The organism is Serratia sp. EC4 (genome assembly GCF_059652115.1).
The window spans coordinates 449,841-462,462 of sequence record NZ_JBNIDE010000002.1; the positions used below are offsets into that span (position 1 = coordinate 449,841).

Annotated in this window: 12 protein-coding genes; 5 read left to right on the forward strand and 7 right to left on the reverse strand. The window is 62.2% G+C overall.

Translation table 11 applies throughout. From position 1 onward, the window contains the following. Positions 1-539 precede the first annotated feature (539 nt). The 3 genes from ACP39K_RS08845 to ACP39K_RS08855 are packed head-to-tail and all read left to right on the forward strand — an operon-like array spanning position 540 to position 3,233. Positions 540-1,256: an ABC transporter ATP-binding protein gene (locus ACP39K_RS08845; RefSeq protein WP_197818024.1), complete on the forward strand. Its 717-nt coding sequence runs from the start codon at positions 540-542 to the stop codon at positions 1,254-1,256. 16 nt (positions 1,257-1,272) lie between these two features. Then, on the forward strand, positions 1,273-2,229 hold the full coding sequence (locus ACP39K_RS08850) for an ABC transporter substrate-binding protein (RefSeq protein WP_048795752.1): 957 nt from the start codon (positions 1,273-1,275) through the stop codon (positions 2,227-2,229). After that, complete coding sequence (locus ACP39K_RS08855) at positions 2,226-3,233, forward strand: FecCD family ABC transporter permease (RefSeq protein WP_033641014.1); 1,008 nt, start codon at positions 2,226-2,228, stop codon at positions 3,231-3,233. Before ACP39K_RS08850 ends, ACP39K_RS08855 begins: the two co-directional genes overlap by 4 nt. Before the next feature lie 3 nt (positions 3,234-3,236). Here ACP39K_RS08855 and ACP39K_RS08860 read toward each other — a convergent pair whose 3' ends face one another. From ACP39K_RS08860 to ACP39K_RS08880, 5 genes are all read right to left on the reverse strand, one after another. Further along, entirely contained in the window at positions 3,237-4,760 is a 1,524-nt protein-coding gene (locus tag ACP39K_RS08860) for a flavodoxin domain-containing protein (protein ID WP_497008430.1), read from the reverse strand. A gap of 5 nt (positions 4,761-4,765) precedes the next feature. Beyond that, positions 4,766-5,191: a PAS domain-containing protein gene (locus ACP39K_RS08865; RefSeq protein ID WP_023447580.1), complete on the reverse strand. Its 426-nt coding sequence runs from the start codon at positions 5,189-5,191 to the stop codon at positions 4,766-4,768. A 227-nt stretch (positions 5,192-5,418) separates the two neighbouring features. Then, complete coding sequence (gene dld, locus ACP39K_RS08870; RefSeq protein WP_164095280.1) at positions 5,419-7,125, reverse strand: D-lactate dehydrogenase; 1,707 nt, start codon at positions 7,123-7,125, stop codon at positions 5,419-5,421. 126 nt (positions 7,126-7,251) lie between these two features. Next, positions 7,252-8,046 (reverse strand): type I methionyl aminopeptidase, encoded by a 795-nt coding sequence (gene map, locus ACP39K_RS08875; protein ID WP_033641011.1) that lies wholly within the window; start codon positions 8,044-8,046, stop codon positions 7,252-7,254. After that, positions 8,043-8,246 carry a ParD-like family protein gene (locus ACP39K_RS08880; protein WP_004939618.1) on the reverse strand — a complete coding sequence of 68 codons (204 nt, stop codon included), beginning with the start codon at positions 8,244-8,246 and terminating at the stop codon, positions 8,043-8,045. The genes map and ACP39K_RS08880 overlap by 4 nt, the downstream gene beginning before the upstream one ends. Before the next feature lie 168 nt (positions 8,247-8,414). Between ACP39K_RS08880 and ddlA the strand changes: the two genes are divergently transcribed. Beyond that, entirely contained in the window at positions 8,415-9,518 is a 1,104-nt protein-coding gene (gene ddlA / locus ACP39K_RS08885) for a D-alanine--D-alanine ligase (RefSeq protein WP_015377061.1), read from the forward strand. 34 nt (positions 9,519-9,552) lie between these two features. Here the strand turns inward: ddlA and ACP39K_RS08890 are convergent, their stop codons facing one another. Together ACP39K_RS08890 and ACP39K_RS08895 are read right to left on the reverse strand one after the other, a co-directional pair. After that, the gene (locus ACP39K_RS08890) at positions 9,553-10,332 is read right to left on the reverse strand and encodes an ABC transporter substrate-binding protein (RefSeq protein WP_033641010.1); all 780 of its coding nucleotides are present in this window, start codon (positions 10,330-10,332) and stop codon (positions 9,553-9,555) included. 34 nt (positions 10,333-10,366) lie between these two features. Continuing rightward, positions 10,367-11,521 (reverse strand): methionine aminotransferase, encoded by a 1,155-nt coding sequence (locus ACP39K_RS08895; RefSeq protein WP_033641009.1) that lies wholly within the window; start codon positions 11,519-11,521, stop codon positions 10,367-10,369. 118 nt (positions 11,522-11,639) lie between these two features. On the opposite strand from ACP39K_RS08895, the gene ACP39K_RS08900 reads away from it, so the two are divergent. Next, positions 11,640-12,560 (forward strand): LysR substrate-binding domain-containing protein, encoded by a 921-nt coding sequence (locus ACP39K_RS08900; RefSeq protein WP_033641008.1) that lies wholly within the window; start codon positions 11,640-11,642, stop codon positions 12,558-12,560. Positions 12,561-12,622: the final 62 nt, after the last annotated feature.

Here is a 12,622-nt window from a genome sequence, read left to right on the forward strand (position 1 = left end):
CGCAACAGATCAATAAGCCGGAGGTAAAAAGTCGGTGTGGCTTAACGCGCAACCACAATGCGTGGCGGGTAAGCGGCAACCGCTGAAACGACAGAGGAAACGGCGGGTGGGGCGGAGGAAGCACACAGCAAAACGACGGCCGAAGCGGTCGCGTTTGTCGGATCTGTGCTGTGCGCCAACGGAGTCATAGGGGTTCCTGCAAACCGGAAATAAAACTAATCGCTTCAAACATAACCAAGTTCAGCGGGGCGTGCAATCGGAAATCACAATGATTTAAATGATAATGAAAATCATTATCATTAATTAAAAGGTGTGCTATGTTGCTTTTGCCGCGCAGTGTTGACGCAGGGGTGCGGCTTGCTCCCAGTCTCGCGGCACGCAGCGCGTGCGGCAAAAGAGGTTGCGATTCGCTTTTGCAGAAGGCGCGGAATCGTGGTAAAAATATTGATATGTTATAATATAACAATTGACGCATAATGAATTCAGTTCACGACATCCTCCGCGTTGATGGAGTTAGCCTGACCGGCCACGGCGGGGCATTGATACTCGACACCATCCATTTCGCGCTCCGCGCCGGTGAGAAGCTGGCGGTGATCGGCCCCAACGGCAGCGGCAAGTCCAGCCTGTTGCGCACCCTGATCGGCGAAACGCGGCCGGACAGCGGCGGCATTTACTGGCGGGGGCGTGCCTTTTCCACGTGGCCGGCGGCGGAGCGCGCCAGAAGCATCGCCTTTCTGGCGCAAAACGATCTGCCGGATTTGCGGCTGTCGGTCGAGGATTATGTGGCGTTGGGCCGTTTACCGCATGGCGAACGCTCTGCGACGGGAAAGCGCATCGTTGACGAGGCCATCAGGGAAACCGGGCTGGCGCCGCTCAGACACCATCCGTTGGGGCGGCTCTCGGGCGGCCAGCGTCAGCGCGCCGCGCTGGCTCGGGCGTTGGCGCAGTCTCCCGACCTGTTGTTGCTGGATGAACCGACCAATCACCTCGATCCGCCCGGGCGCTCGGCGCTGCTGTCGCTAGTGAAGAATAAAGACATCGCCGTGATTGCGGTGCTGCACGATCTGCCCGTGGCGGAGGCGTTTGCCGATCGGATCCTGGTGCTCAACGAAAGCCGCCAGGTGGCCTGTGGCACGCCCGAGGCGGTGTTGCAGACCCCGGTGATTTTGCCGGTGTTCGGCATGAACAGCTTCAAGGTGGCGCACCCCGTCAGCGGGAAAACGCTGCGTATTTTTGACGTTCCCCATTGCGCTTGATAAACCAGAGAGAAACATGAACACACGCGTATTCCCCCTGCTCCTGCTGCTGGCCGGCGGGGCGGCGGCGGCCGAAAAATTTCCCGTCACCGTAGAAAGCTGCGGTACGCCGGTCACCTTCAACCAGGCGCCGCAACGCGCCGTCATCAACGACATCAACATGGCCGAGATGGCCTTTGCGCTCCATCTGCAGGATCGCATTGTCGGGCTGACCGGCATCACCGGCTGGTACAAACTGACGCCCGATTTCAAGGCCGCGATGGGCGCCATTCCCGAACTGGCGCCGAAATATCCCGCTCTGGAAACGCTGCTGGCGGCACAGCCGGACTTCTTCTTCGCCGGCTGGAATTACGGCATGAAGATCGGCGGCGACGTCACGCCGGAGAAGCTCGCCCCGTTCGGCATCAAAACGCTGGTGCTGAGCGAGAGCTGCGTACAGGCCGGCGGGCGGCCGCAGAAGGCCGATATGAACCTGCTGTATGACGATGAGCTGAAGCTCGGCAAGATTTTCGGCAAGCCGCAAGAGGCCGCCGCGCTGGTTGAAGGCTGGCGGCGGCGGTTGGCTGCGCTTCCCGCCAGACCGGCGGGCCAGCCGCCGCTCAAGGTGTTCGTCTATGACTCGGGGGAGGAGAAGCCTTTCACCAGCGGCAAATACGCCATGCCGACGGCGATCATCGAAGCGGCGGGCGGCCGCAACGTGATGGACGATTTGCCGGCGAGCTGGACGACGGCGTCCTGGGAGGCGGTGGCGGCGGCCGAGCCCGACTTCATTATTCTGCTGGATTATCAGACCGGGTCAGGCGCCGATGCGCTGCGGCGCTTCCTCGAGTCTCACCCGTTGATGAAGTTGACGCCCGCGGTACGGCACCATCGTTATCTGAAACTGCAGTATGCGGAGTTGACGCCGGGGCCGGCCAACATCGGCGCGGTGGAAAAGCTGGCGCGGGCGCTGTACGCGCCGGCGGCTGAATGAACTCGCCGATCCGGCGGTTTATGCTGCTCGCGCCGCTGGCGCTGTCAGTGTTGTGCGGGCTAATGATCTGGAGCCTGCAGCTGGGCAGCGTCGCGCTGTCATGGCGGCAGACGATGGCGGCATTGGGGCTTTCATCGGCGCCCCTATCCGGCATGCTGGATACCATCGTCGTGCAACTGCGGGTGCCCAGAGCCTTATTGGCGGCCTTGACCGGCGCCGGGCTGGCGATGACCGGCGCGCTGCTGCAGACCACCACCCGCAATGAGCTGGCCGATCCTTTTTTGTTTGGGCTCTCCTCCGGCGCCTCCGCCGGCGCGGTGCTGGTCATCACGCGTTTCGGCGATGCGCTGGGCGCGCTGACGCTGCCGCTGTCCGCTTTCGCCGGCGGCATTTTGTCCGCGATGGCGGTGATGATCCTGTTTCGCGTCAGCCGGGTCAGGCGCGCCGAGCAGCTGATCGTCTGCGGCCTGGCGGTCTCGTTTTTGTTCAGCGCGCTCACCAGCTACCTGGTGTTTTCCGGCGATCAGCGGGCGGCCGGTTCGGTGTTGTTCTGGTCGCTGGGCGGGTTGGGGTTGGCGCGTTGGGATAATCTGTTCATTCCGTTGGTGAGTTTCGCGCTGCTGGCCGGGTTTACGGCGCTGCGTTGGCGGGCGCTGGACGCGCTGCTGGCGGGCGAGCACACCGCCCATTCGATGGGGGTCAATGTGGCGCGCCTGCGCACCGAGACCTTTCTGTGCTGCGCATTGTCTACGGCGTTTCTCGTGTCGCTGACGGGCGTCATAGGGTTTGTCGGGCTGATGGTGCCCTATCTGGCCCGGCGCCTGGTGGGCGTGCGCCACCGTTTGGCCGTGCCGATGTGCGGCCTGCTGGGGGCGATGCTGCTGACCGGCGGCGACATGCTCAGCCGCAGCCTGATCCCCAATCAGGAGCTGCCCATCGGCATCATTACGGCCGGGCTGGGGGGCGCGTTCATCGTCTCCTTGCTGCTGCGCGCGGAACGATGAACGTCAATAGAGTTCCAGGTGCAGGCGCTGCTGCTCAATCAGCGTCTGCCACAGGTTTTCCGCCCCGCAGGCTTGCTCCAGCGCCGTCGCCACGGCATGTTCCAGATACTGACGATTGCCGCACAGGTAGACATGCGCGCCCCGCCGCAGCAGGCCGCTGACGACATCGGCGCGATCGTCGATGGCGTGTTGCACGTAATACTTGTCGGCGGCGTCGCGCGAGAATGCCGTGATGAGCCGTGTGAGTACGCCCGTCGCGTTCAGCGTGACCAACTCCTCGCCATAAAGGAAGTCTTCACCGCGCCTTTTCTCACCGAAGATCAGGACGGTTTCACGCCGTTCGCCCTGGGCGGCCATTTCGCGCAGTAAGCCAATCAACGGTGCGATGCCAGTACCGGTACCGATAAGCAGCACCGGCAAGGCGGTGTCGCGCGGCAGGTAAAAGCCGGGGTTGGCGCGGCAGAAAAGGCGGAAAGGACCGGGGTGCTTGAGCAGCCAGCCGGTTGCCGTGCCGCGCCGGGTGCGGCCGTCGCGTTCATATCGTACGTCGCGCACGCACAGGTCGAGGCTCTCTGCCCGCGTTGCCGAAGCGATGGAGTAGGCGCGCGGCAGGCAAACGGGCAGCAGCGCCAACAGGTTCTCCAGCGTGATCGTGTGCGGCGGGCAAAAATCGTGCAGTACGTCCAGCAGATCGGCGCCGTACAGATAGCTCTCCAGGGCTTTGCGCTGACGGATCTTCAGCAAGCCTTTGAGCTCTTCGCTGTCGGCCAACTGCGCCAGTTCGCGCAGCGTCGTTTTGCTGAGCTGGCGCAGCTCCCGGCGCCGCAGCGCGTCGACGGCCTCCGGCCTGCCGAGCCAGTCTGCCAGCCGGGTCAATAATCCTTCGTCGTTCTCCGGCAACAGATAGACGGTATCTCCCGCCCGGTAAACGATGCCGCTGCCGGCGATATTCAACCGCAGATGCCAGGCTTGCGGCGTGCGAGCGCTGAGCGGCCGCCGTTCGAGGAGGGCGGCGCTGAACGCATGGTCTTCGCCGTAGGCGGTCACGCGCAGATGCAAATCGCGGCCGGCCTGGGCATCGCCGGCCAGCACCTTCTCCAGCGTCGTCAGCCAGGTGGTGAAGAACGGTTCGAAGTTAACGTCGGCGTCGACGCGATTGATGATGGCGCGGGCGCCGTATTGCTTCAGGCGCGCATCCAGCGCCTGCGTGAAGCCGCAGAAATGCGGGTACGCGGTGTCGCCGAGACCGAAGATGGCGTAGCGCAACCGGTGGCGATCCGGCCATTGCGCCAGCGCGTCGGAAAAACGCTCGGCGTTGGCGGGCGGCTCGCCGTCGCCAAATGAACTGGAGACGATCAGCAGGGCGTCACGCTCGCCTACATCGGCGGGCTGGATGGCGTTGAGTTCTTTCACGACGGGGCGGTAGGGTTGCAGGCTGCTTTGCTCGCCCAGGCGCATCGCCAGCGCCCGGGCGTTGCCCGACTCCGAACCGTAACCAATCAGGATGCGTTCGATGATGTCGGCCATAGCGGTTACTTGTCGTAGTGGTTGTCGAACTGTTCTTTGGCGAATTCCACCGATTCGAAGTCGGTCATCAGATCGTTGATCACGCGGCGGATGCTGATATAGGCCTCGATATTGCCCTGGGCGTCATACAGCGGCTGCACCGTGGTGTCGACCACGTACAGCACGCCGCCCTTGCCGACGTTCGGAATGATGCCGGTCCAGATGCCGCCCGCCTTGATAGTGTCCCACATCGCTTTGTAAACGGCTTTCGGCACGGAAGGGTGGCGCACGATGCTGTGGGGCTGGCCCACCAGCTCTTCCCGGGAAAAGCCGGTCAGCTGACAAAAAAGATCGTTGACGTAGGTGATGGTGCCCTGCAGATCGGTGGTGGAGATCACCATTACTTTATCGAGCGCGGCCAGCAGCTGGGCGGAATCGAGGGTTTGACTCATGGTAGGTTCCTTCTCATTAACTTCGCGGTGAATGCCACGGCGGATGTCATGTATCCGTCATGACAGCTTTGTAATTGATTCTCATTTGCGATGATAGAGTGAATGGTAATCGGGAACTTTATAAGTTGCAATAAAAATGCATCTTTAAAGGCGCAGAAAGATCGCGATGAGGCCGGTAGGGCAGAGGAGGCCCGCGCCGGGTGCGGCGGCGGGCTAATTGAGCGGTCTTAGCGGGGGTCTTCGGCCCAGCCTTTGCGTTTGCTGGTTTTGCCGATGCCGGGGTTGAAGCTGTTGGTCGGATCGGCGGTGCGGTAGAACGCCTGCAGATCCGGTTTGGCGTGATAGAGGTGGCCGACGTTATGCTCCGCCGGGTACTCGGCGCCGCGCCGGTTGAGGATCTCGAGCATCTTTTCTTTCAGCGCATGGCTGTCCACGCCTTTTTTCACCACGTAGTCCTGGTGGAAGACGTGGCACATAAAGTGGCCGTAATACAGTTTATGCACCAACTGACTGTCGATTTCCGGCGGCAGCGTTTCGAACCAGTCGGTGTCGTTGCGGCGCAGGGCGATGTCCAGCGCCAGAATATCCTCCACCTTGTCGGCGTGCACCGCGTGGTAGCGCACGGCGGCGCCGGCGGCGGCGAAGCGGTGCAGAAAAGCCTTTTTGCCCTCGTCAGGCGTGCAGGCGAAGAAGGCGCCTTCGGCCTGGGCGAAATAGTCGGTCAGGTAGCGCTGGGCCTCTTCCACGCCGGGGCCGGCCATCTTCAGCAGCAGATGGTGTTCGAAACGTTCGCGGTATTCCTTCATGCGTTTCGGCAGGTGGCTCGGCGCCAGATGGCTCAGGCCCTGCATCAGCCGATCGGTCAGGTTGTGCGGCAGCAGCGGCAGCTTGTTGAGGCTGGCGTCCATGCGGCCCTTCAGAGTGAAGAAGCGCGGCATCTGATCGGTGCCGAGCTTGTCGATCATCATGAAGGTATCTTTGCCGTACACCTCGGCGATGTCGAAGATATCGCGGTGCATGTATTCACCGGCCACCGGCAGGTTTTCGAATTTGCTCAGCATGTGGCGGCGCAGTTCGGTCAGCACCGCGGTGTCGTTGGTGCCGATATAGAACACCTGCTCTTTGCCCTCTTTCTCGAAGGTGTCGAGTCGCACCGCGAACACCGCCAGTTTGCCGGCGCAGCCGGAGGCTTCGTACAGGCGGCGTTTGTCGGCGTTGAAGCGGGAAGGGGTGTCGGCATCGACGTCGCGCACCCGGCTGGCGTATTCGTTATCCGAGGCGCGCAGCTCACCGTATTCGACGTCCTCCGGGCGATAGTCGCCTTTTTCCAGCCGGGTGAGGATCTCTTCCGGCGTGTCGCCGAGGCGGATGCCCAGATGGTTCACCAGGCGCAGCTGGCCGTCTTCCCCTAACTGGGCGTACAGCGCCATTTCGGTATAGGCTGGGCCGCGTTTCACCAGCGAGCCGCCGGAGTTGTTGCATACGCCGCCGATCACCGAGGCGCCGATGCAGGAGGAGCCGATCACCGAATGCGGTTCGCGGCCGTAGGGTTTGAGCAATTTCTCGAGGTGGTGCAGGGTGCTGCCGGGGAAGCCGACCACCTGCTTGCCGTTGTCCAGCACCTGAATATGATCGAGGCGCAGGGTGCTGACGATGACGATATCGCGATCATAGTCGTTGCCGCTGGGGGTTGAGCCCTCGGTCAGGCCGGTGTTGGCGGCTTGCATGATGACGATTTTGTCGGCGGCCACGCAGGCCTGCAGAATGCGCCACAGCTGCAGCAGGCTGGTAGGGAATACCACCGCCAGCGCCTGGCCTTCGCCGGAGCGGAACCCCTTGCGATAACGCTCGGTGTTGCGATCGCCGGTCAACAGCTGCGGGCCGCCGACGATGTCCTTGAGCTGATTGATAAACGTCTGATTGCCTGACTGCATGCTGCCTGTCTCCCTGTCATCTCCGTCGCTTTAACCGCGGCGCCGGGGTGCCGCGCAACAAGCTAAGAGGTTATTAATTAAATAACTTATTAAGCCATCAGCTTGGTAGGCTAATGGCTTGCGGGTTTAGTAGCGCTCGACGTAACCGGCTCGGCGCTCTTCGTCGCGCAGCGTCAGGATCTCCACGCCGTCGGCGGTGACCGCCACGGTGTGTTCCCACTGCGCCGACAGTTTTTTGTCGCGCGTCACCACCGTCCAGCCGTCCTTCTTCTGTTTGATGCGGCGGTCGCCCTGGTTGATCATCGGCTCGATGGTGAACACCATGCCTTCCTGCAACGCCATGCCGCTGCCGGCTTGACCGTAGTGCAGCACCGCCGGCTCTTCGTGCATGTCGCGGCCGATGCCGTGGCCGCAATATTCCCGCACGATGCTGTAGCCGGCCTGTTCGGCGTGCCGCTGGATGGCGTGGCCGATATCCCCCAGAGTGGCGCCCGGTTTGACCGCGCGAATGCCCTGCCACATCGATTCGTAGACGTTGTTCACCAACCGTTTGGCCAGCGGCGTCACCTGGCCGATGCAGTACATCTTGCTGGAGTCGGCGATATAGCCGCCGTTTTCCAGCGTAATATCCACGTTGACGATCATGCCGGAACGCAGGATTTTGCTGGCCGACGGCACCCCGTGGCACACCACATCGTCCACGGAGGTATTGAGCACATAGGGGAAATCATACTGCCCCTTGCTGGCCGGGCGCGACTTCAGTTCTTCGACGATAAACGCCTCGGCGCGGTCGTTGATCTCCATGGTGGAGATGCCTTCGACGATGACCTCATCGAGCATAGCAAACACTTTGGCCAGCAGAGCGCCGGAATGGCGCATTTTGGCAATCTCTTCCGGCGTTTTAATCACAATCTGTTTCACCCGACAATCTCCTTCAGCGTCAGCGCATTATCTTTCATCATTTTTTTTACCAGCTGCGGATAGGTCAGTTCCGGATGGAACTCCGCCAGCATGCCTATCCTGATCCAGTACTCGGCCTGCGCATTGATCGAACGCGTCATGGTCAGGCTGGCGAGGCGCAGATCGTCATGCAGCGCGTCCGAAATTTTTACGATGCCCATTGGCGTCTCCATAAATGAACAATATACGAAGTGTATACGTTTTGGATGGTCGCGATGTGGCATTCTGTGGCGTAAGAAGATTCTGGCAACAACGATTGCCGCCGCCAGGCAATGCGTTTATTGTGATGAACGACTTTTTTGCCATGATTTTTCAGAAGGATTTAAGGCGTGACTAAACTACGTGTTGGGGTGATTTTTGGCGGTAAATCGGCGGAGCATGAGGTGTCGCTGCAGTCGGCCAAAAACATTGTGGATGCAATCGACAAAGAGAAGTTTGACGTCACGCTGCTGGGGATCGACAAACAGGGGCAGTGGCACATCAACGACGCCTCCAATTACCTGCTCAACGCCGAGAATCCGGCGTTGATCGCGCTGAACCGCTCGAACAAGAACGTGGCGCTGATCCCGGGCCAGGAAAAACAGCAGCTGATCGAAGCGGGCAGCGCCGGCGCGCTGGGCCAGCTCGACGTCATTTTCCCGATCGTGCACGGCACGCTGGGGGAGGACGGCTCGCTGCAGGGGCTGCTGCGCATGGCCAATATGCCGTTCGTCGGCGCCGGCGTGCTCGGCTCGGCGGTCAGCATGGATAAAGACGTGACCAAGCGCCTGCTGCGCGACGCCGGGCTGGCGGTGGCGCCGTTCGTCACCCTGACGCGCGCCAACCGCGCCGGCTTCACGTTTGAGCAACTGAGCGAGCGCCTCGGCCTGCCGCTGTTCGTCAAGCCGGCCAACCAGGGCTCGTCGGTCGGGGTCAGCAAGGTGGAAAACCGCGCCGAGTTTGACGCGGCGGTGGCACTGGCCTTCAGTTTCGATCACAAGGTGCTGGTGGAGTCGGCGATCGTCGGCCGCGAGATCGAGTGCGCGGTGCTGGGGAACGACGATCCGCAGGCCAGCGTGTGCGGCGAGATCGTGCTGAGCGACGCCTTCTACTCCTACGACACCAAATACATCAATGAGCAGGGCGCTCAGGTGGTGGTGCCGGCGGCGATCGCGCCGGAAGTGAGCGACCACATCCGCGAGGTGGCGCTGAAGGCGTTCCGCGCGCTGGAGTGCTTCGGGCTGGCGCGGGTGGATGTGTTCCTGACGCCGGACAACCAGGTGGTGATCAACGAGATCAACACGCTGCCGGGCTTCACCAACATCAGCATGTATCCCAAGCTGTGGGCCGCCAGCGGCGTCAGCTACCAGGCGCTGATCACGCGCCTGATCGAATTGGCGCTGGAGCGCCACCAGCAGGATCGCGCGCTGAACAGTTCGGTGTTCGATCGCTAAACGCGGCAGGGGGCGGCGGTGCCGCCCCCGTCCATCACTTCACCGTCACGTCGATATCGCCGAAATACTTCTTCGACAGCGCCGCCACCGTGCCTTGCTGCTTCACTTTGGCGATGGCGGCATCCAGTTTCTTCTTCAGCGCCTCATCCCCTTTACGCAGGCCGAAGGCAATGCCTTCACCGAGGATTTTGTCGTCGCGCACCGCCTCGCCGACGAAGGCGAAGCCTTTGCCGTCCGGCTGTGACAGGAAGCCGCTTTGCCCCGAGGGCGCCATCACCAGCGTGGCGTCGAGCCGACCGGCCGCCAGATCGAGATACACCTGATTCTGATCCTGGTAAGACACCACATCCACGCCCGCCGGCGCCCAATGGGTTTTGGCGTAAATCTCCTGAATCGAGCCTTGCAGCACGCCCACGTGTTTGCCCGCCAGCGCGTTGGCGTCCGGCAGCAGGCCGCTGCCGGCTTTGGCGATCAGGCGGTTCGGCACCTGATAGATGGCGTCGGTAAAGGCGATCGCCTGGCGCCGCTGTTCGGTCACGTTCATCGCCGAGTTGATGGCGTCGAACTTGCGCGCCTGCAGCGCTGGGATCAGGCTGTCGAACGAGGTTTCCACCCAGCTGCATTGCAACTGCGCGGCGGCGCACACCGCGTCGCCCAACTCGATGTCGAACCCTTCCAGTTTGCCGCTGGCGGATTTGGATTCGAACGGCGGATACAGCGCTTCCAGACCGAAGCGCAGGCTGTTTTCCGCCGCCAGAGAAGAGCCGGCGGCCAGCAGGCATCCGGCGGCGAACAGCGTTTTCAAAGCTTTCATAGGCAGTGCCCCTTTCCCATGGTCGGACAAAAAATTACACCTGGCTCAGGCGGCGCGCGCCTTCCAGCAGGGTCTCGTTATCTTTGGAAAAACTCAGCCGAATAAGGCCGGTATCGGTGCCGTCGCTGTAGAACGCCGACAGCGGGATCGTCGCCACCTTCGCTTCGCGGATCAAGCGCACGGCGAAATCATTGTCGCTTTCGTGACTGAAGCCGCTAAAGCGGGCCAGCATGAAGAAGCTGCCGCGGCTGGGCAGCAGCTCAAAGCGCGAATCCTGCAGGGCGCTGGCCAGCAGATCGCGCTTTTGTTGGTAAAACGCCGCCAGCCCCAGGTAGCTCTGCGGGTTGGCGAGCGCGGCGGCGAAGGCGTGCTGCATCGGCGTATCGGCGGAGAACACCATGAACTGGTGCACCTTGCGGATTTCGTCCATCAACGCCGCCGGCGCCAGGCAATAGCCGACGCGCCAGCCGGTGACGTGGTAGGTTTTGCCGAACGACGACACGATCACGCTGCGTTCCGCCAACTGCGGATAGCGCGCCATGCTGTGGTGAATATCGCCGTCGAACACCACGTGCTCGTAGACCTCGTCGGACAGGATCACGATGTCGGTGTCGCGGGTCAGGGCGGTCAGGCGGTCGATATCCTGCGCGTCGAACACCGCGCCGGTCGGGTTGTGCGGCGTGTTGACGATGATCATGCGCGTTTTGCCGTTGATGGCGGCGGCCACTTCGTCCCAGTCGACGCGAAAATCCTGCAGCGACAGTTTGATCGCCACCGGCGTGGCGCCCTGCAGGCGCACGATCGGCGCATAGCTGTCGAACGCCGGTTCGAAATAGATCACCTCGTCGCCGGGATGCACCAGCGCGCTGATCGCCGAGTACAGCCCTTCGCTGGCGCTGGCGATCACCGTGATTTCTTCGTCGGCGTCATAGCGCGCGCCATACAATCGTTCAGCTTTTTCCGCCAGAGCAGCACGTAACGCCACCACGCCGCTCATCGGCGCGTATTGGTTATGACCTGCGCGCATGGCTTGCGCCGTTGCCTCGATCAACTGCGGATCGCCGGCGAAATTGGGCGCGCCCTGCGACAGATTGAGGGCCTGATGTTCGGCGCTGAGTTGGCCAATGACGGTGAAGATAGTGGTGCCGACGTCCGGCAGCTTCGAGCGGGATGAGCAGGCGCTCTGCATGATGGGCTCCAGGCAAACAGGGAAGTGTTGAGCGATTAAGCATCAGCCGGCGTAGGCGGACAAGGGAAAGTTTGTCATACTTGCCATGCACTACGATCATACCTAATCGAGGCTCGCTATGCCGATACCCCTGCCGTCGCTCGACGTATTGAAAACCTTTGTGGTGGTGGCGCAACGCCTCAACTTTACCCATGCCGCCCGGCAGCTGCACCTGACGCAGGGGGCGGTCAGCCGGCAAATTCTCGGGCTGGAACAGCGCCTGGGGTATCCGCTGTTCAGCCGCCAGGCGCGCGGTTTGGCGCTGACGCCGCAGGGCGCGCAGCTGCTGGCGCCGGTGCAGCAGGCGCTGGGGCAGTTGGATGAAGCCCTGACGCGAGCCGCCGCCCCGCCGGGGGCGCTGCGCATCAAATGCCCGACCTGCGCCATGCGCTGGGTGCTGCCGCGCATCATTCGCCTGCAGAATGAACGGCCGGACATGCACATCGAACTGACCGCCTCGGTGTCACACGGCCTGGATTTCAGCGCCGAGCAGTTTGACGCCGCGGTGCTATTCGGCCGGCCGCCGGGCAAAAAGCTGGCCGCGCACCTGCTGTTCGACGAAATCCTCACGCCGGTCTGCACGCCGACGTTTCTGCCGCCGGCGCCTCGGCTGACGGACTTGACGGACAAAACTCTGCTGCACCCGACGCGCGATCGGCGCGACTGGCTGCGCTGGCTGAAGGCGGCGGGCGCCGATGCGTTGCCGTCCGGCAAGGCCCAGCATTTCGATACCCTCGATCTGGCGATGAGCGCGGCGCTGCAAGGGTTTGGCATCGCCATCGGCGATTTGTGCCTGTTGGAGGAGGATATTCAGGCGCGGCGCGTCGTGACGCCGTTCCCGCTCTGCGTCAGCAGCGGCGCGGCCTATTATTTGGTCTATCCTGAACGCACGGTGGCGCCGCCGACGTTAACCGCGCTGGTCGATTTTCTGTCGGCGGAGGCCGCCGACAGCCGCGCCCGGCTGCAGAATTACCTGCCGATAACCTGTAATGCTTTGTAAATATTAGCGATGCGAATTCCCTTGGCGATGAAACAGAGTGTGGCAAACTGTTTCTTCACTCC

Excerpts from the sequence above, each read along its gene's own strand:
- ACP39K_RS08900 (WP_033641008.1), top strand. The coding sequence starts at position 11,640 with ATGCCGATACCCCTGCCGTCGCTCGACGTATTGAAAACCTTTGTGGTG.
- ACP39K_RS08880 (WP_004939618.1), bottom strand. The coding sequence starts at position 8,246 with ATGGGCATCGTAAAAATTTCGGACGCGCTGCATGACGATCTGCGCCTC.
- dld (WP_164095280.1), bottom strand. The coding sequence starts at position 7,125 with ATGCAGTCAGGCAATCAGACGTTTATCAATCAGCTCAAGGACATCGTC.
- ACP39K_RS08895 (WP_033641009.1), bottom strand. The coding sequence starts at position 11,521 with ATGCAGAGCGCCTGCTCATCCCGCTCGAAGCTGCCGGACGTCGGCACC.
- ACP39K_RS08890 (WP_033641010.1), bottom strand. The coding sequence starts at position 10,332 with ATGAAAGCTTTGAAAACGCTGTTCGCCGCCGGATGCCTGCTGGCCGCC.
- ACP39K_RS08865 (WP_023447580.1), bottom strand. The coding sequence starts at position 5,191 with ATGAGTCAAACCCTCGATTCCGCCCAGCTGCTGGCCGCGCTCGATAAA.
- ACP39K_RS08855 (WP_033641014.1), top strand. The coding sequence starts at position 2,226 with ATGAACTCGCCGATCCGGCGGTTTATGCTGCTCGCGCCGCTGGCGCTG.
- ACP39K_RS08850 (WP_048795752.1), top strand. The coding sequence starts at position 1,273 with ATGAACACACGCGTATTCCCCCTGCTCCTGCTGCTGGCCGGCGGGGCG.
- ACP39K_RS08860 (WP_497008430.1), bottom strand. The coding sequence starts at position 4,760 with ATGGCCGACATCATCGAACGCATCCTGATTGGTTACGGTTCGGAGTCG.